Genomic DNA, 18,786 nt, shown 5'->3' with positions numbered 1-18,786 from the left:
GCTAATTACCGCTCGCCGGCTATCGCCCGTTCAAGCGCGGTAGCCCTCATTCGTCTGCGCACTGAATCCGCTTCCCCCATCTTCACCGCTTGGTTATAGTCAGGAAAGGCGACATCGCCGCCCGACGGACTTTGCGCCGTCTTCTGAATTGGGCTCCTGTTTCACCGGGCCGCGCGGCCCGTCAGCGCTAACAAGAAAGGAAGGCCGTTAATGCAATACCACCGTATTCCCCACAGTTCTTTAGAAGTGAGCGTGCAGGGACTGGGCACCATGACCTTTGGCGAACAGAACAGCGAAGCCGACGCCCATGCGCAACTGGACTATGCATTGGCCGCAGGCGTGAACCTGATAGACACCGCCGAACTGTACCCGGTGCCGCCCCGCCCGGAAACCCAGGGCCTGACCGAGAGCTATATCGGCAGTTGGATCAAGGCGCGCGGCAATCGCGAAAAAATCGTCCTGGCCAGCAAAGTTTCGGGGCCGGTGCGCGGCACCGACAGCAGCATCCGCCCGCAGCAGGCGCTCGATCGCAAGAACATCCGCGCCGCGCTGGACGCCAGCCTCAAACGGCTGAACACCGATTATCTCGATCTTTATCAATTGCACTGGCCGCAGCGCGCCACCAACTGCTTTGGCAAACTCAACTATCAATACACCGACGACAAAGCTACGGTCACGCTGTTGGAAACGCTGGAGGCGCTGACCGAGCAGGTGCGCGCCGGCAAGATCCGCTATATCGGGGTTTCCAATGAAACGCCCTGGGGCGTGATGCGCTACCTGCAGCTGGCGGAGAAACATGAGCTGCCGCGTATCGTGTCTATTCAAAACCCGTACAGCCTGCTGAACCGCAGCTTTGAGATTGGCCTGGCCGAGATCAGCCAGCACGAAGGGGTGGAACTGCTGGCCTATTCCAGCCTGGCGTTCGGCACCCTGAGCGGTAAATACCTCAACGGCGCAAAACCAGCCGGCGCGCGCAATACGCTGTTCACCCGCTTCAACCGTTATTCAGGGCAGCAAACCCAGTTGGCGATCGCCGAATACGTGGCGCTGGCCAAAAAACACGGACTGGATCCTTCGCAGATGGCCTTGGCCTTCGTGCGTCAGCAGCCGTTCGTCGCCAGCACCCTGTTGGGCGCCACCTCGGTGGATCAGTTGAAAATCAACCTCGACAGCCTTGACGTGATTCTGGATGAGGACGTGCTGCAGGCGCTCGAAGAAATCCACACCCGGTTTACCATTCCGGCGCCTTAATTCCTCTGAGGGCGCAGCCAGGCTGCGCCCCGTTTCACCGCCGCTGAGACCACCACAATGCGCTAATCGCCAGCGCAAACACCACGCCAAACCCTACGCCGACGCCCACCACCGGCACCCCCAGCTTCACGACCAAAGAATACAGGCCCAGCATCAGCAACATGGCGGCGTTTTCACCCAGGTTTTGCACCGCGATCGCATTGCCAGCGCCGACCGAATGCTTGCCCCGCTCCTGCAGCAACGCATTGAGCGGCACCACGAAGAAGCCCCCCAGTATGCCGATGATCGCCAGCAAGACGTAGGCATTGAGCATGGTCGTTTGCAACGCAAACACCGCGACCGCGACGCCGATCAGGATCCCGGCCGGCATGCAGCGCTTCACCGTCTTCAGCGTGACGAAGCGCGCGGCGGCGCCGGCGCCGACCACGATGCCGACGGCCACCATGGCGTTCAGCAGCGTCGGCGTGGCGTTATCGGCAATGCCAAGCGCCACCGGCACCCACAGCACCAACAGAAAACGCAGCGTCACGCCGGCCCCCCAAAACAGGCTGGTGCCGATCAAAGAGAAACGCGTCTGCCCATCGCGCCATAATGTGACGCAGGCGGTAAGAAAGCTGTTCGTCATGGCCCGCGGCCGCCATGAAGCCCCTGGGCGCGCCGCCGCCAGACGTGGAATATACAGGTTGGCGACCACCGCCCCTGCGTAAACCAACGCGCAGGCCGCCAGCGCCGCTACCACGTGCCAGTCCGCCAGAATACCGCCGGCCACCGAACCGGTGAGAATGGCGGCGATGGTCGAGGCCTCCATCAGGCCGTTAGCCTTGACCAGCTTCTCGCCGCTGGTGATCTCGCCCAGAATGCCGTATTTGGCTGGAGAATACGCGGCGGCACCCACGCCGACCAGGCTGTAACCCCAAAACGGGTTCCCCCCAAAACAGATCATCAACGCCCCCGCCAGCTTCAGGGCGTTGGCGAACATCATCACCCGCCCTTTGGCGAAGCTGTCGGCCACCTGGCCGACAAACGGCGCCAGGATGATGTAGGTGGCGACAAAGGCCATCTGCAGGATCGGCTGGCTCCAGTCCGGATACAGCTGCTGCTTGATCAGCGCCAGCGTGGCGAACAGCAACGCATTGTCGCCGAACGCCGAGAGGAACTGCGCGCTGATCACCGCGATCATGCCGCGTGACAACAAAGGGGATTCGGTCGAAGGATTCATCAGGCACTCTCCGGCTGTTCGGCCATATGACGCAGGGTGACGAAATCAGGTTTGCCGCTGCCGAGCACCGGCAGCGTTTTCAACAGGCGAATATCGCGCGGCACCGCCAGCTCCGGGCTGCCCAGCTCGCGCGCCACCCGCAGCAATGCCTCGCGGGTAATGGCGGGATCGGTGGTGAACAGCACCAGCGCCTCGCCTTTGCTGCTGTCGCTTTTGACCGTGGCGGCATGCAGCTTTTCCGGCGACAGCCGTTGCGCCAGCAATTCGACACTCTCCAGCGACACCATCTCGCCCGCCAGCTTGGCGAAGCGCTTCACGCGCCCGCGAATGGTGCAGTAACCCTGCTCATCCAGGCTGACGATATCGCCGGTATCATACCAACCCGGCTGCAGCACGCCGTTCGCATCTTCCGCCGCCGGCGGTTCCAGCTCGCCGGGACGTTCAACCCGCAGATAGCCTTTCATGATATTCGGCCCCTTCAGCTGCAGACGGCCACCGTTATCGATGCCCGGCACCGCGATCAAGCGCGCCTCCATCTGCGGCATGATGCGGCCAACGGTGCCCACCTTGGTCGCCAGCGGCACGTTGATCGACACTACCGGCGCGCACTCGGTCACGCCATAGCCTTCCAGAATGCGGATGCCGTATTTATCCTGATAGATCTGTTTGGTGCTGTCCGCCAGTTTCTCCGCGCCGGCCACCACATAGCGCAGGCGGGCGAAATCATACGGATGCGCGAAGCGCGCATAGTTGTTGAGGAAGGTCGCCGTGCCGAACAGCACCGTGCAGTTACGGTCATACACCAACTCCGGCACCACGCGATAGTGAAGTGGGCTGGGGTAGAGGAAAATGCGGCTGCCGGTGATCAGCGGCGTAAGCAACCCCACCGTCAGGCCGAACGAGTGGAACAATGGCAGCGATGACATGAAACGGTCGCGCGGCGTGAAATCGGCGATGGTGCGAATTTGTTCTACGTTGGCCAGCAGGCTGGCATGCGAATGCACCACGCCCTTGGGGTGGCCTTCGGAGCCGGAAGTGAACAAGATCAGCGCCGCGTCCTCCGGGCGTTGCGGCAACGCCGCGCGCTGCGGTTGCAGCAAGTGCCGCAGGATCCACAGCTTGTCCGCCAGCGTAACGGTGTCTTTCAGATCCTCCAGATACACCCAGTTGGCCTGCGTCACCTGCTCCGGCAGGTGGGTCAGTTTGCCCTTCTCCAGGAACTGGCGCGAGGTGACGATGGTCTTGATGCCGGCGGCGGTCATCGCGCTGTTCAGGCCGTTGGCGCCGGCGGTGTAGTTGAGCATCGCCGGAATGCGGTTGCGCAGCGAAGCGCCGAAGATCGCCGCCGCGGTGATGGTGGCGTTCGGCAACAGCAGCCCGACGTGTTCCCCTTCGGCGGTAAAGCGCTGCAGAATGCGGCTGACGCCCAGCGATTTCTTGATCAGCGTTTGGTAGCTGTCCTCTTTGAAAGCGATGTCTTCGATACACGGCTTGCGACGCCCATAGCGGCGCTGCGCCGCCAGCAAGGCATGGAACAGCGTCTGCGGTTCGCGCGTCTCCATGCGCGCCCGCATCATGATCTGCATCAGCCGATCGCCCGCCAGCGCCCGACGCTCGCGCGCACGCGGCGCCTCCGGCATCGGCAGCGTGGTCGGCGGCAAGATGCGGATGCTGATTTGCGGAAACCAGCGGATCTTGAACACCCCGGCCATGCGGCCGAACGGACTGAATTCGGGGCCGTCGATCCGCACCGGCACCACGGTGGCGCCCGATTTGGCGGCGATAAACGCCGCGCCGTCGTAGATTTTCATCAGCGCGCCGGTCACGGTGATGCGCCCTTCAGGGAACACGACGATCGGCCGCCCCTGTTCGACCATGCGCACCAGCTGCTTGATGGCCATCGGCTTGGTGGGATCGAGCGAGACGAAATCGATGTAGGGCCGAAGCCAGCGCATGAACCAGCTCTCGCCGATGCTGGCGTAAACCGCAAACACCGGTTTTATCGGCAGGAACAGCGCCAACAGCACGCCGTCGAGGAAAGAGACGTGGTTCGGCGTAATCAGCAGTTTTTGCCGTTCGAAGTGCTGGACGCCCCCTTCGACCCGAACCCGAAACAACAGGCGAAACAGCGCGCGCAGCAGTGAAAAGATCATGCCCTTCTCCCTTGGCCATGGAGGCGTAAATCGTTGTAGGGAAAAGAATACTATATGGCAGGCAAAAAAAAACCTACGCATCCGCGTAGGTTGGTGCAATTGAAAATGGCTTCAACATACAGAGTATGCTGATTTCTCACCAATCAATACCTCTGGGATCACCTACTCTAGAGAGATGGCGTGCAGGAAACTACCGCCGAATCGCAAGAGTTCTGCTCCAAATGCAACCAGCTGTAAATTTCCCGCGATCTGCTGTAATAACTCAATGAAACTTAAACCTTCCCGCAGCGACGAAAATAAATATAACAACGACGAGCCAGTGACCCAGACGTGAAATCTTCACTCATCGCGCGCTGACCTCGACCAGGCAGCTCATGGCGTTCGGCCCCTGCGTCAGCGGCGAGGTGCCAATATCCAGCGTCAGCACATTCGGGTTGCCCGCCTGCTCGAGCGGCCGGCGCTGTGCGTCGAAACCCGGCTCGAACCAGGCACCGGTCGCCATCAACACCACGCCGCGCGTCACACCATCGGTGAGCGATACCCCCGCCAGACAGCTGCCGCGCGCATTGCTGACCAGCACTTCGGCGCCGTCCGCCACCCCGCGCGGCGCCGCATCGTCCGGATGCATATACAGGGTTTCGCGCCCGGCGGTCTTGTTGCCCTGCGCCAGCGGCGCCGGATCCATCTGGCTATGCAGGCGATCGCTCGGTTGAATGGAGATCAGGTGCAGCGGCCAATTCTTGGCCTGCGGCGCGCCCAGCCACTCCACCGGCGGCCGCCACTGCGGATGCGGAGCGAAATCTTCGTAGCGATAGCCGGCGATCCGCTCGCTGAACAACTCGATCTTGCCGCTGGGCGTTTGCAGCGGGTTAACCTGGGGATCGGCGCGGAACGCGTCAAAAAATACAAACTCTTTGGCCGGCGCGGGCAGCTCGACATAGCCCCGTTGCCAGAACGCCTCAAACTCGGGCCAGGCGACGCCGGCGCGCTGCTGCGCAGCGCCGCATTGCCGGTAGATAGCGTCGATCCAGGCCCGCTCGTCGCGGTTTTCGGTAAAGCGCTCGCGATAGCCCAGGCGCTCCGCCAGATCGGCGAAGATATCGAAATCGTTGCGCGCCTGATGCTGCGGCGCAATCGCCTGATGCATCGCCAGCACGTAACGATCGCGCGACGAGCCGCCGATGTCGTTGCGCTCCAGCGAACTGGTGACCGGCAACACGATATCCGCCATTTTGGCTGCCGCGGTCCACCAGATATCTTGGACGATCACCGTATCCGGCTTCTGCCAGCCTTCCACCAGTCGGTTCAACTGCTGATGGTGATGGAACGGGTTGCCGCCGGCCCAGTGCACCAGATGGATATCCGGATAATGCCGCGTCTCGCCGCAAAATTGATAGGCTTCGCCAGGGCGCAGCAGCATGTCGCAGATGCGCGCCACCGGGATCGCCAGCCCGGCCGGGTTATCGCCTACCGGCATGGTCGGTGCGGGGGTATCCACGCGCGGGTTGCCGACGCCGTTCATTGAGCCGTGGCCGAACGAGAACCCGCCGCCCGGCAGCCCCACCTGGCCCAACATCGCCGACAGCGCGATCATCATCCAGTACGGTTGCTCGCCACGATGCGCGCGCTGCACGGAGTAGGAACAGGTGATAAAACTGCGCACGCCGATCAGCTGCCGCGCCAGCAGCGCGATGCGCGCCGTCGGAATGCCGGTAATGTCGCTGGCCCAGGCCGGCGTTTTCGCCACGCCGTCGCTCACGCCGTTCAGGTAATCCGCCAACTGTTGATAACCCACGCAGTGGCTGTGCAGGAAGGCTTCATCCTGCGCGCCCAGCCGCTGGATTTCGTAAGCCAGCGCCAGCATCAGCGCCACGTCGGTATTCGGCCGGATCGGGATCCATTCCGCATTGACGAACTCGGGGCAGTCGTCGCGCATCGGGCTGATGTTGATCACCGGCGTGCCCTTGCGCGCCAGCTTTTGCAGCCAGGGCTTGAGCGCATGCTCCGCCGCGCCGCCGGAAGACACCTGGGCGTTTTTCAGCGCCAACCCGCCAAACGCCACAAACAGTTCGCAGTGCTCCACCACGCTTGGCCAACTGGTGACGCGCCCGGTCAACGGCGAGAAAGTGCCGATCACATACGGCAGGAAAAACTGCGCCGCGCCCCAGCTGTAGTTGCCCTGCTGATCGACGCCGCCGCCGCCGCTGAAGTAGAACCGCCGCACCAGCGAGCGGGCATGGTGCAGCCGCCCTGCCGACGACCAGCCATAAGAGCCGGTAAACAGCCCGGAGGCACCGTAGCGATCGCGCACCCGGCGATTCTCCTGCGCCACCAAATCGAGCGCTAACTCCCAATCCACCTCGACGAAATCTTCCCTGCCGCGCAGCGTACGGTCGCTGCCCTCGCGCTTTTGCAGCCACGAGCGGCGCACCGCCGGCTTGCGGATGCGTTTGTCGGAGTAGACCATCGGTACAATGGAATCGAGCAGCGGCGAAGGATCGGGATCGTCAACGAAGGGTTCACAACGGATAAGCCGGCCGTCTTCAACCACGGCGGTATAAGCGCCCCAATGGGCGAGCTGCGGATAGCGTTTAATGGACATGGCGTTCTCGGCGCAAATCGGAATGCACAGACGTTACCTCAGCCCGCCGCCAGTGCCAACGTACAAATTGCGCTATCGTTCGGTCGTCGATGGTTATGCGTACAGACTCGAAGAGATTCTGCAACGGCCGCCACAAGTTGCGCACGAGACCGCTTGCAGCCCCGGTTTTTTTCCGCAAAACTGGGGGATGTAAGCGATTACCCAGGATGTGTTGACTGATATGGCTACGATAAAGGATGTTGCCAGGCTGGCGGGGGTTTCCGTGGCCACGGTATCCCGCGTGATAAACAATTCCCCCAAGGCCAGCGAAGGGTCGCGCACCGCGGTGCTGGCCGCCATGGAACAGCTGCAGTATCACCCTAACGCCAACGCACGAGCGCTGGCGCAGCAATCCACCGAGACGCTGGGCCTGATCGTCTCCGACGTTTCCGATCCCTTCTTCGGCGCGATGGTCAAGGCGGTCGAGCAGGTGGCCTACGCCACCCACAATTTTCTGCTGATTGGCAACGGTTACCACGACGCCGAAAAAGAGCGTCAGGCGATTGAACAGCTGGTGCGGCACCGCTGCGAAGCGCTGGTGGTGCACGCCAAAAGGCTGAGCGATCAGGAACTTTGCGGCTGGATGCAACAGATCCCGGGCATGGTGCTGATCAACCGCACGCTGCCGGGCTTCGAAACGCGCTGCGTGGCGCTCGACGATCGCTACGGCGCCTGGCTGGCGACCCGTCATCTGATCCAGCAAGGGCATCAGCGCATTGCCATCATCTGCTCCACCCACCAGATTTCCGACGCCACCGACCGGCTGCAGGGCTATCTCGACGCGCTGCGGGAACACGGCATCGCGGTGGATGAAAAGCTGATCGCCTATGGCGAACCGGACGAGATCGGCGGCGAACAGGCGATGACAGAATTGCTCGGCCGCGGCCGTTCGTTCTCCGCCATTACCTGCTACAACGATCCGATGGCCGCCGGCGCGCTGTCGGTGCTGAGCGATAACAGCGTCGACGTACCGGGGGAGATTTCGCTGATCGGTTTCGACGACGTGCTGATTTCGCGCTACCTGCGCCCACGCCTGACCACCATTCGCTACCCGATCGTGGCGATGGCGACCCAGGCGGCGGAGCTGGCGCTGGCGCTGGCCAACCGGCAACCGTTGCCGGAAATCACCAACATGTTCAGCCCAACGCTGGTGCGCCGCCACTCGGTCGCCACCCTCAACAACGCGCACGAACAGCCGTAATCATGCCGCCGCATAACGCTGTGAAGCGGGCGCCAGGCGCCCGCCGGCTGATCAGATAAGTTCCAGCGCGATCAGTTCTTCGATGGTTTGGCGGCGGCGGATCAATCGCGGCTCGCCGTTTTCGAACAGCACTTCAGGCAACAGCGGACGGCTGTTGTAGTTGGAGGACATCGACGCGCCGTAGGCGCCGGTATCGTGAAACACCAGATAATCGCCGATCTGCACCGGCGGCAGCTCGCGGGTTTCCACGCCGCCGCCCGCCTGCTGGGTGAACACGTCGCCGGATTCGCACAGCGGCCCGGCGATCACCGTTTCGCGCAGCGCTTGCCCCGAGGTATCGCGCCCATCGGCCGGCAACAGCGAAATATGGTGGTAACTGCCGTACATCGCCGGGCGCATCAGATCGTTAAAACCGGCGTCCACCAGCACGAAGTGGCGGCTGCCCATGTCTTTCACCGCCCGCACCTCGGCCACCAAGACGCCCGCTTCCGCCATCAGGAAACGCCCGGGTTCAATCTCCAACTGCACCGGATGCCCCAGATGCGCGGCGATGCGTTCACGCGCCCGATTCCACAAACCGAAATAGTGTTCGGTATCGATCGCCTCTTCGCCGTACTGATACGGGATAGACAGGCCGCCGCCGGCGGAAATGGCGCTGATGTCATGACCGAGATCGATCACCTGCTGCACCATCGCATCGCAGACGCGCTCCAGATGCTGGTAATCGACGCCGGAACCGATGTGCATGTGCACGCCGATCAGTTGCAGGCCATAGCGGCGGATCTTCTCCACCGCCTGCGGCAGGTCGGCATACCAGATGCCGTGCTTGCTGTTCTCGCCGCCGGTGTTGGTTTTCTGGCTGTGGCCGTGGCCAAATCCCGGGTTAACGCGCAGCCACACCGGATGCCCTGCGGAAACCTGGCCGAGCTGATCCAGCATGTCGATGGAACCGGCGTTAACCGGGATCTTCAATTCGCTGACGCGCGCCAGCGTGGCGTGATCCAACACGTCCGCGGTAAACACGATCTCGCTCGGTTCGCCGCCCGGCTGAAAACCGGCCTGCAGCGCCCGTTCGATCTCGCCCAGCGACACCGAATCCACCTTCACGCCCTGCTCGCGCATCAAGCGCAAAATATGAATGTTCGAACAGGCCTTCTGCGCGAAACGAATGGTGTCGAAGTGGCGCAGCTGAGCGATGCGCTGGCTGATGATGTCCGCATCATAAGCCCAGACCGGGCAGCCGAAACGCTGCGGCAAAGCCAGCAGGTTAGCGGCGTTCAACGCGGTGGAGGTGTCGTGCAACGGGCGTGGCATGGCGATATTCCCAATTCGAAAATGACGGCAGATAACGCCATAGTGCCGCACGCTGAATCGAGTGAAAAATATCTATTTAGCCGTAGTCTATTCATTTATGATATGGCTTTCTCTACAGTCGAGCGGCCTCGCCATGCACAGTATCTCTTTGCGGCAGATCGAAATCTTTCGGGCGGTGATGACCACCGGCAACCTGACCGAGGCGGCGGCCCTGCTGCAAACCTCGCAACCGACCGTCAGCCGCGAGCTGGCGCGCTTTGAAAAGCTGATTCGGCTGCAGTTGTTCGACCGGGTACGCGGGCGCTTGTCCCCCACGGTGCAGGGCCTACGGCTGTTCGAAGAGGTGCAACGCTCCTATTACGGCCTCGATCGCATCGTCAACGCCGCCGCCGGCATCCGCCAGTTTCAGCAGGCGCAGCTGTCGATCGTGTGCCTGCCGGTATTTTCCCAATCGCTGCTGCCGGCGGTGTGCCAGCCCTTTATCGAACGTTATCCGGAAGTCAGCTTCAGCGTGATCCCGCAAGAGTCGCCGCTGCTGGAAGAGTGGCTGTCTGCCCAGCGCCACGATCTCGGGCTGACGGAAACCACCCTCACGCCGGCGGGCACCGAACGGGTGACGCTGATGACGTTGAACGAAGTGTGCGTGCTGCCGACGGGCCACCCGCTGCTGGTAAAAGACCAGCTGACGCCGCAGGACTTCGCCGGGCAGAACTTCATCAGCCTGTCGAGCACCGACAGCTATCGTCACTTGCTGGATGCGCTGTTCGCCGAGCAAGGCGTCGAGCGCCGCATGGTGATGGAAACGCACAGTGCGGCGTCAGTGTGCGCCATGGTGAGAGCCGGCGTGGGGGTGTCGATCGTTAACCCGCTGACGGCGCTCGACTATGCCGGCAGCGGCGTGCACGTGCGGCCGTTCAGCATCGACGTGCCGTTCACCGTCAGCCTGATCCGGCCGCTGCACCGCCCATCATCGGCGCTGGTCACGGCCTTTATCGACCATTTGCATCAGCAGGCGGCACGCTTCTCCGCCCGGCTGGCCGCCGCTGTCAGGCGCTGAAAGCGGCGTGGGAATATTGCCGAGGCCTTAGCGCAGCGTCGCCTGCCACTGCGGATCGGTGGCAAACCACTCCACCAGAAAGTCCAGCATGGTGCGCAAGGTGGCGGGCATCTGGCGACGCGAGGTGTAGATGCCGTAGATGCCCATCGACTGCGGCCGGTAATCCGGCAACAATTCGACCAGTTCGCCGCTGGCCAGCAGCGGGGCCGCCGAATAATAGGGCTGCATGGAAATGCCCGCGCCCTGCACCGTGCCGGCCATCAACACCACCGACTCATTGGCGCTCAGGTTGCCGCTGACCGCCACCGCCGATTTCACGCCCTGAGCATCGAAGTGCCACAGGCTTTTGCCGAAATAGGAGTAGGTCAGGCAGTTGTGCAACGCCAGATCCTGCGGTTGGCGCGGGGTGCCGTGTGCCGCCAGATACGCCGGCGCGGCGCACACCACCGATGCGCAGGTGGACAGCGGACGGGCGATCAGGTTGGGATCCAGCTCGTTGGTGATGCGCAGCGCCAGATCGATGCGCTCTTCCACCAGGTTCACCGCCCGGTTGTTCATCTGCAGATCGACCGCCACCTGCGGGTGACGCTTCAGATACTGAGCGACCGCCCCCACCAACGCCGTTTGCCCGAGCGACTGCGAACAGGTGATGCGCAGCAGGCCGCGCAGTTCGTCGCTCTGCCCTTCCTCCACCAGATCGATTTCCCCCGCCAGCGCCAACATTTGTCGGCAACGTTCCAGAGTACGCTCACCGGCGTCGGTCAGACTAAGCTTACGGGTAGTGCGGTGCAGTAAACGCGCCCCGGCCCATTGCTCCATCTGCGCCAGGTAGCGCGTCACCATCGCACGCGACATCTCCAGCGTTTCCGCGGCGGCGATCATGCTGCCGCGATCGACGATGGTGACAAAAACCTCAGCGGCGGTAATGCGATCCATGATTAGTCCGATTTATGCAACGAATAATTGCTTATTATCCGGTTTTTCTATCGCTTTATGCAACCTAACATCGTTACAACATTAACCGATACCTAAGGACCTCTGCCCATGTTTAAGAAATCACTGTTAACTCTGGCCTTCACCGGCGTCGCCACACTGAGCACTTACGCCACCGCTGCCGATACCCTGACCATGGAAGTGTATAACCCGGGCGAGAAAAGCGTGTTCCCGGTGTCTTCCGAAATCGTCAGCGGCCAACACGAAGTGGCGCTGATTGACGCTCAGTTCCAGCGTAACGATGCCGAAGAGCTGGTGAAAAAGATCAAGGCGACCGGCAAGAAGCTGACCACCGTTTATATCAGCCACTCAGACCCGGATTTCTATTTCGGTCTGGACGTGATTAAGGCGGCCTTCCCGGAGGCGAAAATCATCGCTTCGCCAGGCACCATCAAGGACATCAACGCCACCAAAGACGGCAAAGTCGCCTATTGGGGCCCGATCCTGAAAGACAACGCGCCGAAAACCGTGATCGTGCCACAGCCGCTGCAGGGCGACAGCTTCACCATCGACGGCCAGAAAGTGGAAGTGAAAGGCCTGAACGGCCCGACCCCCGATCGCACCTTCGTCTGGATCCCGGCGCTGAAAGCGGTCGTGGGCGGCGTCGCGGTCGCCGGTGACAATATCCATCCGTGGATCGCCGACAACCAGACCGAGGAATCGCGTCAGCACTGGCAGCAGACGCTGAAAAACATCGAAGCGCTGAAGCCGCAGGTCGTCGTGCCGGGCCACTTCCTGCCAGGCGCCGCGCAAACGCTGGCATCGGTGCACTTTACCCAGAAATACCTGACCACGCTGGAAGCCGAACTGCCGAAGGCCAAGGACTCCGCCGCGCTGATTGAAGCGATGAAAAAGCACTACCCGACGCTGAAAGACGAATCGAGCCTGGAACTGAGCGCAAAAGTGCTGAAAGGCGAGATGAAGTGGCCGCAATAAGCGCCCCTGCGTGATTGAACCAGCCCCGGCGCCGCGGCGAGTTGCCGCGCGCCAAGCGAGGAGTAAAGATGACCGAAACCACGTTACATTACATTTTCGATCCGCTGTGTGGCTGGTGCTATGGCGCCGCGCCGCTGGTGAAAGCGGCTCAGAGCCTCCCCGGGCTGAAGATCGTGCCGCACGCCGGCGGCATGATGACCGGCAACAATCGCCGCCAGATCACCGACGAGTGGCGCAACTATGTCATTCCGCACGACAAACGCATCGCCGAAATGACGGGCCAGCCGTTCGGCGAAGCCTATTTCAACGGCCTACTGCGCGACACCACGGCGGTGATGGATTCCGAACCGCCGATCACCGCTATCCTGGCGGCGGAAAAGCTGTCTGGACGCGGGCTGGACATGTTGCATCGCATTCAGCAGGCGCACTATAAGGAAGGCCGGCGCATCGCCGACACGCCGGTGCTGGAAGCGTTGGCGAAAGAGCTGGGGTTGCCTTCGGCGGCGTTTATCGCCGAAATGCGCTTCAACAGCGGCGCACCGACCGCGCAACACATCGCGGAAAGCCGGGCGCTGCTCGCCAAAGTGCAAGGCCAGGGTTTCCCGACCTTTGCGCTGCAGGACAGCGAAGGCCGCCTGCATCTGCTGCCGGCCGGGAACTATCTGGGCAATGTGGAAACCTGGAAGAACCTGCTGGGCGCCGCCGCGCTGGCGTAACCCTTCTCGCCCCGATCGCCGGGGCGAGTCATTCGACCCGCACGAACCGCCCTTCCGCCCGCACGTTGTGACCGAACCCGCAATCCCCCCGCGTATGCATCTCCAGCGCTTGTTCGCCAAACGCCATCGTCACGTCGCAGACCTGCGCGCTTTCCGCTTCATGCTGGTGGTAGACAGCCTTGCCGTGTTCGATCGGCAGCTCGGCGGTGAAGTCGCCCATGTTCGGCCCGTAATACAGCCCCATCTGCGGCATGGCGTAGCCGGAAAACGCGATCAACCAGCGCTCGCCCTGCGGCTTCACCGCCACTTCGCTCCACACGCCGCGCCCGGCGTATTGCCAATACACGCCGCCCGGCCCCTTGGGCTGCGGCTGCTGCGCCAGGCGTTGGCGCAACAGGCTCATGTTGTGCTGCGATTTGTCGTCGTGCGGCGCCAGCGCCAGATAGGCCTGCGCCTTGAGCAATTCCCCGGCGTGCATCAGCGACAGCGCCACGTTGTTGTAAGCCGTGGCGACAGCCTGCTCGCTCAGGCCGCAAAACTCGCTCCAGGCCGCCTGATCGCGAAAGATGTCGGCGGCTTTGGCGTAATCCTGCCGCTGATAGGCCTTTTTTCCCAGTTCGGCGTAGCTCGCCACCTTTTGACAGTCGGCGGCGATGTCCGGCTCGTCAATGTGCGCCCAGGCCCGGGCGCTGGCGAAGACGCCGCAGGTCAGCAACAGGGGAAACCAAGCCTTCATCGTTTATCCTTTCTGCAAAAATTCGGCGCCAGTATAACCGCCCTGCGCCGGAGTGTATGCCGCAATTGCGCCCGCCAGCGCGCCGCTGACGATTCAGCCGCCTTATTTCAAACGGTTAGCGGAGTCAAAACTGCTTACAGTCGCGGTTTGTTTGTTACCGGCCCGCAGCCCATGCTGAACAAAACACCGCAATTATCGAGCCGTTATGAACGCAACCCCCTTGCAGAAACACGCCGTGTGGCAGCTGATCAAACCCTTTTGGGTGTCTGAGGAGCGATGGCGCGCCTGGATGATGCTAACAGCCATCGTCGTCCTGTCGCTTGGTCTGGTCTATATCAGCGTGCAGATCAACCAGTGGAACCAGGTGTTCTACGATGCGTTGCAGAACAAAAACTACCCGGTGTTCAAGGCGCAGCTGTGGCGCTTCACCTATCTGGCGCTGATCTTCATCGTGCTGGCGGTCTACAAGATCTACCTGACTCAGGGGCTGCAGATGCGCTGGCGGCGCTGGATGACGGAAAAGTTCATGGGAAAATGGCTGGCGCACCAGGCGTATTACCATACCGAGCAGCAGCAGATCGTCGATAACCCCGATCAGCGTATCGCTGAAGATCTCAACGTACTGACTCAATATACCCTGTCACTGTCGCTCGGGCTGCTCTCCAGCCTGGTGACGCTGTTTTCCTTTATCGACATTTTATGGCACGTCAGCGGGCCGATGACCTTCGCGCTCGGTCAACACGCCATCACCTTGCCCGGCTATATGGTGTGGTTCGCGCTGCTGTATGCGGTGCTGGGATCGCTGCTGATCTGGTGGGTCGGCAAACCGCTGGTCATGCTGGGCTTTAACCAGGAGCGGTATGAGGCGAACTTCCGTTTCGGCCTGATCCGCATCCGCGAAAACAACGACGCCATTGCGCTATACCACGGCGAACCGCGCGAGGCGCAACAGTTGGGTGACCGTTTCGACACCATTCGCAGCAACTGGTGGGCGATCATGCGCATCACCCGGCGGCTGAACATCGCCACCAACTTCTACGGCCAGTTCGCCATCGTGTTTCCCCTGCTGGTGGCGGCGCCGCGCTACTTCTCCGGCGCCATTCAGATGGGCGGCCTGATGCAGATCGCCTCGGCCTTCGGCCAGGTGCAGGGTGCGCTGTCGTGGTTTATCGACGCGTTTAACGACTTGGCGACCTGGAAAGCCTGCGTTAACCGTTTGGCCGGCTTCAACGCCGCCGTCGATCAGGTTCACCATCAGCCGCGCGGCATTCAGCTGCGGGAAGAGACCGCCCATCCGTTGACGCTGGATAACCTCAGCCTGAACTTGCCCGACGGCCAACCGCTGCTGGCCGGCGCAGAGATGACGCTGCAACGCGGCGATCGCCTGCTGATCGTCGGCCCTTCCGGCTGCGGCAAGTCGACGCTGCTGCGGGCCATCGCCGGTATCTGGCCTTACGGCGCGGGCGCCATCGGGGTGGCGGCCAACGCCAACACGCTGTTCCTGCCCCAGCGCAGCTACATTCCGATCGGCACGCTGCGCGAGGCGCTGAGCTACCCGAGCCTGGCGTCAGAATACAGCGACGAACAGCTGATGCGGGTGCTGGAAAACTGCCGTCTGAAACACCTGCAGCGCTGGCTGGATACCTCCGCCAACTGGAGCCATCGCCTGTCGCCGGGAGAGCAACAGCGGCTGGCGTTCGCCCGCGCCCTGTTGATTCGCCCGAGCATCCTGTTCCTCGACGAGGCCACCAGCGCGCTGGACGACGAAACCGAGCAGCTGATGTACTGCCTGCTGGTGGATGAACTGCCGGACATGACGCTGATCAGCGTAGCGCACCGCAACAGCGTGGCGAAGTACCATCAGACCTGCTGGCGCTTCAGCCGCGGCGAAGACCAACCGGCGCGCCTGGCGCTGAGCCCGTTGCCGGCATAACTCCCGAAGCCGGGCGCGGGCGCGCCCGGTTTTCGTTCAGATGCCATCGGCCTGCGCGTCTTCGCACTTCACCCGGCGGCGTTCATGCCACAGGCTGGTCAGGCCGCGTTTACCGCACGCCAAAGCCATCTCGCGAAATTCATCCAGATTCAGCCCATCGCGCTCCAGCATCATTTCCGCCGCCAACTGCATGTTGACGCCGGTGAGCACTTCGCAATCGCCCTGCGCATCCGCCAGTTCGCAGGCGCTGCGAAACGGCGAACCGCCGAGCATATCGGTCAGGAACACCACACCGTCCGGCTGCGCCACCGCCGCCAGCGCCGAGCGTAGGGCGTCGTTGAGTTGCGCGGTGCTCATCTGTTCGGGGAAATCGACCGCCGCACAGTGCCGCTGCGGCCCCACCACTTGTTCCACCGCCTGCAACAGCCCGGTGGCAAAGCCGCCGTGGCCGGTAATCACAATGCCTGGCATAGCCCGCTCCTCACAAAATACCGATAAATTTGCCCGCCACGCCGATCGCTACGGTGACGCCAATCAGCTTCACCGGCGAGAAACCGCGCTTCATCAGGAAGAAAATGAGCAGCGTGAAGCACAGCGGCAACAAGTTGGGCATCAGCTTGTCCAGCACGTCGGTCTGCAGCGCCACGCTGGCCTTGCCGGCGCGCATCACCAGCGGCGTGGACAGGTGCACATACGAGGCCACCAGCGCGCCGATCACCGTCATGCCGACGATCGACGCGGCGTGAGAAATGCGCCGGGTGTGGGTCTTCAGCAGCACCAGCGCGCTGGTGCCGGCCTGATAACCGTAGTGCGCCAGCCCAAAACGCAGGCCGAAGTGGAACAGGTTGAACAGCAGCAGAAAGACGATAGGCCCGAACAGGCTGCCCTCCAATGCCAGCGAAGCGCCTATGCCGGCGCAGATCGGCAACAGCGTCAGCCAAAACAGCGCGTCGCCGATGCCGCCGAGCGGCCCCATCAGCGCCACTTTCACCGCGCGAATGGTGGAGATCTTCTCCTTGTTCTGCTCCATCGCCAGCACCAAACCGGACAGGAAGGTGACGTCGAACGGGTGCACGTTGATAAATTCCATGTGCATCTTCATCGAGTTGGCCAGATCCTGCGGGTTGCGGTGGATCTTGCGCAGCCCGGGGATCAACTGATACAGCCAGCCGCCCGCCTGCATGCGCTCGTAGTTGAACGACGCCTGCAACAGCAGCGAACGCCAGGCCATGCGGTTGATGTCGCCGCGCGTCAGCGCTTCGGCGGGCTGGCTGTCCAGATAATCGTCCTGCTCCACCTGGCTGGTGGCCAGCGCCTGCGCCATGCGCTGCTCGGCCTTTTGCGCCAGCAGATCGTCGGAATCGTTAAATGCCATCTTCGGCGTCCTCCTGCGGAGCGGGCCGGGCGGTCGCCTCTGCCGCGCCGCGTTGCGTGTTGAAGAAATCAATCAAAGCGATCGCCAGGGCGCCCAGCGCCACCGCCAGAATCGGCAGCTTGAGAAACGTGACCGAGATGAAACCGAGGATAAAATAGGCCACGTAGGTTTTTTTCATCATCACTTTCATCAGCAGCGAGAAGCCGATCGCCGGCATCATGCCGCCCGCCACCGCCAGCCCGTCCAGCAGCCAGCCCGGCGCCTTCTGCACCATGGCGCTGGCCGCATCGGCGCCGAAGTAAATCGGCAGGAACGCCACCACGAAATAGAAGATGAACAGAATGCTGATGCCCAGGTAATTCACCCGTTCGATGCCGCGCCAGTTCAGCGCTTTCACCATGCGATCGCAGCGGTGCATCATCGGTGAGTACAGCGTAAACAGCAGCGTGATGCAGCCCTGCACCGCAATCGAGAACGGCACCGCCACGCCGATCGCCACTTTAGGGTCGGCCTTGGTCAGAATGGCGAACGCGGTGCCGATCACTCCGCCGATCACCACGTTCGGCGGTTGGGCGCCCGCCAGCGGCACCATGCCCATCCACACCAGCTCCAACGTGCCGCCCACCAGCAACCCGGTGTAGACGTCGCCCAAAATCAGCCCCACCAGCGGCCCCATCACCACCGGCCGGTGGAAATGGGTCAGACCGTCGAACAGGTCAACCCCGGCCAATCCGGCCAACAACGCAATCAATAGCGCATCCGTCAACATGCTTCCCCCCTGGCTCAAAAGAGCAGTTTGCCGATCGCCTCGCCCGCTTCATCCGGCACCCGGCGCACTTCGCACTCCACGCCCAGTTCCGCCAGCGCGCGGAACGCGGCCACGTCGCCGTCGTCCAGCGACACCGTTTTGTGCACCTGCCGCTTCCCCTCGGCGAAGTGCATGTTGCCGACGTTGACGAAACGGATCGGCACCCCGCCGCGCACCAGCGTCAATACATCCTGCGGCGTTTTGCACACCAGGAAGATCTTCTGCCGATCCGCCGCCTTGTGAATCACGTCGATGGTTTTCTGCAGCGTGAAATAACGGGTCTGCACCCCTTCCGCCACCACCATGTCCATCAGGTTCTGCTGCACCGGATCGGCGGCAGCCTCGTCGTTGGCCACCACCACCAGGTTGGCGCCGAGGGTATTGGTCCAGGTCACGCCCACCTGGCCGTGCACCAGACGATTGTCGATGCGAGTCATTAAAATGTTCGGCATG

16 protein-coding genes are annotated in these 18,786 nt (G+C 62.3%); 6 read left to right on the top strand and 10 right to left on the bottom strand.

All coding sequences use genetic code 11. The features are described 5' to 3' along the window. The first annotated feature begins 210 nt into the window (after window positions 1–210). Window positions 211–1,251: an NADP(H)-dependent aldo-keto reductase gene (locus ACJ8PL_RS23090; RefSeq protein WP_442531406.1), complete on the top strand. Its 1,041-nt coding sequence runs from the start codon at window positions 211–213 to the stop codon at window positions 1,249–1,251. A 34-nt stretch (window positions 1,252–1,285) separates the two neighbouring features. On the opposite strand, the gene lplT is transcribed toward ACJ8PL_RS23090, so the two are convergent. The 3 genes from lplT to ACJ8PL_RS23075 form a co-directional block, all read right to left on the bottom strand. Beyond that, window positions 1,286–2,470: a lysophospholipid transporter LplT gene (gene lplT / locus ACJ8PL_RS23085; protein ID WP_079452396.1), complete on the bottom strand. Its 1,185-nt coding sequence runs from the start codon at window positions 2,468–2,470 to the stop codon at window positions 1,286–1,288. Continuing rightward, the gene (aas, locus tag ACJ8PL_RS23080; RefSeq protein WP_016929926.1) at window positions 2,470–4,623 is read right to left on the bottom strand and encodes a bifunctional acyl-ACP--phospholipid O-acyltransferase/long-chain-fatty-acid--ACP ligase; all 2,154 of its coding nucleotides are present in this window, start codon (window positions 4,621–4,623) and stop codon (window positions 2,470–2,472) included. The genes lplT and aas overlap by 1 nt, the downstream gene beginning before the upstream one ends. Before the next feature lie 343 nt (window positions 4,624–4,966). Then, window positions 4,967–7,225 (bottom strand): molybdopterin guanine dinucleotide-containing S/N-oxide reductase, encoded by a 2,259-nt coding sequence (locus ACJ8PL_RS23075; RefSeq protein ID WP_274985065.1) that lies wholly within the window; start codon window positions 7,223–7,225, stop codon window positions 4,967–4,969. A 220-nt stretch (window positions 7,226–7,445) separates the two neighbouring features. On the opposite strand from ACJ8PL_RS23075, the gene galR reads away from it, so the two are divergent. Next, window positions 7,446–8,465 (top strand): HTH-type transcriptional regulator GalR, encoded by a 1,020-nt coding sequence (gene galR / locus ACJ8PL_RS23070; RefSeq protein WP_028127674.1) that lies wholly within the window; start codon window positions 7,446–7,448, stop codon window positions 8,463–8,465. Window positions 8,466–8,516: 51 nt separating this feature from the next. On the opposite strand, the gene lysA is transcribed toward galR, so the two are convergent. Further along, on the bottom strand, window positions 8,517–9,779 hold the full coding sequence (lysA, locus tag ACJ8PL_RS23065; protein ID WP_016929929.1) for a diaminopimelate decarboxylase: 1,263 nt from the start codon (window positions 9,777–9,779) through the stop codon (window positions 8,517–8,519). A 133-nt stretch (window positions 9,780–9,912) separates the two neighbouring features. Here lysA and ACJ8PL_RS23060 point away from each other — a divergent pair, with 133 nt between their 5' ends. Beyond that, window positions 9,913–10,836: a LysR family transcriptional regulator gene (locus ACJ8PL_RS23060; RefSeq protein ID WP_016929930.1), complete on the top strand. Its 924-nt coding sequence runs from the start codon at window positions 9,913–9,915 to the stop codon at window positions 10,834–10,836. Window positions 10,837–10,863: 27 nt separating this feature from the next. Here ACJ8PL_RS23060 and ACJ8PL_RS23055 read toward each other — a convergent pair whose 3' ends face one another. After that, complete coding sequence (locus tag ACJ8PL_RS23055; protein WP_015378928.1) at window positions 10,864–11,772, bottom strand: LysR family transcriptional regulator; 909 nt, start codon at window positions 11,770–11,772, stop codon at window positions 10,864–10,866. A 108-nt stretch (window positions 11,773–11,880) separates the two neighbouring features. Here ACJ8PL_RS23055 and ACJ8PL_RS23050 point away from each other — a divergent pair, with 108 nt between their 5' ends. Together ACJ8PL_RS23050 and ACJ8PL_RS23045 are read left to right on the top strand one after the other, a co-directional pair. Continuing rightward, on the top strand, window positions 11,881–12,765 hold the full coding sequence (locus ACJ8PL_RS23050; protein ID WP_016929931.1) for an MBL fold metallo-hydrolase: 885 nt from the start codon (window positions 11,881–11,883) through the stop codon (window positions 12,763–12,765). Window positions 12,766–12,833: 68 nt separating this feature from the next. Continuing rightward, the gene (locus ACJ8PL_RS23045; RefSeq protein ID WP_116404131.1) at window positions 12,834–13,481 is read left to right on the top strand and encodes a DsbA family protein; all 648 of its coding nucleotides are present in this window, start codon (window positions 12,834–12,836) and stop codon (window positions 13,479–13,481) included. 28 nt (window positions 13,482–13,509) lie between these two features. On the opposite strand, the gene ACJ8PL_RS23040 is transcribed toward ACJ8PL_RS23045, so the two are convergent. Next, on the bottom strand, window positions 13,510–14,217 hold the full coding sequence (locus tag ACJ8PL_RS23040; protein WP_033639498.1) for a hypothetical protein: 708 nt from the start codon (window positions 14,215–14,217) through the stop codon (window positions 13,510–13,512). Window positions 14,218–14,422: 205 nt separating this feature from the next. Between ACJ8PL_RS23040 and ACJ8PL_RS23035 the strand changes: the two genes are divergently transcribed. After that, window positions 14,423–16,150: an ABC transporter ATP-binding protein/permease gene (locus tag ACJ8PL_RS23035; RefSeq protein ID WP_028127675.1), complete on the top strand. Its 1,728-nt coding sequence runs from the start codon at window positions 14,423–14,425 to the stop codon at window positions 16,148–16,150. A gap of 36 nt (window positions 16,151–16,186) precedes the next feature. On the opposite strand, the gene agaF is transcribed toward ACJ8PL_RS23035, so the two are convergent. Genes agaF through agaV form a run of 4 tightly spaced genes read right to left on the bottom strand, consistent with a single transcriptional unit; the run spans window position 16,187 to window position 18,785 of the window. Then, a complete protein-coding gene (agaF, locus tag ACJ8PL_RS23030; protein ID WP_016929935.1) occupies window positions 16,187–16,621 on the bottom strand; it encodes a PTS galactosamine/N-acetylgalactosamine transporter subunit IIA in 435 nt (144 codons plus the stop codon). A 10-nt stretch (window positions 16,622–16,631) separates the two neighbouring features. Next, window positions 16,632–17,525, bottom strand: a complete 894-nt coding sequence (locus ACJ8PL_RS23025) for a PTS system mannose/fructose/sorbose family transporter subunit IID (RefSeq protein WP_079450543.1) — start codon at window positions 17,523–17,525, stop codon at window positions 16,632–16,634. Beyond that, the gene (agaW, locus tag ACJ8PL_RS23020) at window positions 17,515–18,294 is read right to left on the bottom strand and encodes a PTS N-acetylgalactosamine transporter subunit IIC (protein WP_048795926.1); all 780 of its coding nucleotides are present in this window, start codon (window positions 18,292–18,294) and stop codon (window positions 17,515–17,517) included. The genes ACJ8PL_RS23025 and agaW overlap by 11 nt, the downstream gene beginning before the upstream one ends. Window positions 18,295–18,308: 14 nt before the next feature. Next, on the bottom strand, window positions 18,309–18,785 hold the full coding sequence (agaV, locus tag ACJ8PL_RS23015; RefSeq protein WP_004931808.1) for a PTS N-acetylgalactosamine transporter subunit IIB: 477 nt from the start codon (window positions 18,783–18,785) through the stop codon (window positions 18,309–18,311). Between the last annotated feature and the right edge of the window lies 1 nt (window position 18,786).

Origin of the sequence: Serratia sp. CY83965, assembly GCF_052166375.1 — a bacterium.
Taxonomy (GTDB): domain Bacteria; phylum Pseudomonadota; class Gammaproteobacteria; order Enterobacterales; family Enterobacteriaceae; genus Serratia; species Serratia marcescens.
The sequence above is the reverse complement of the archived record's forward strand: the minus strand, read 5'-3'. Positions and strand labels throughout refer to the sequence as shown.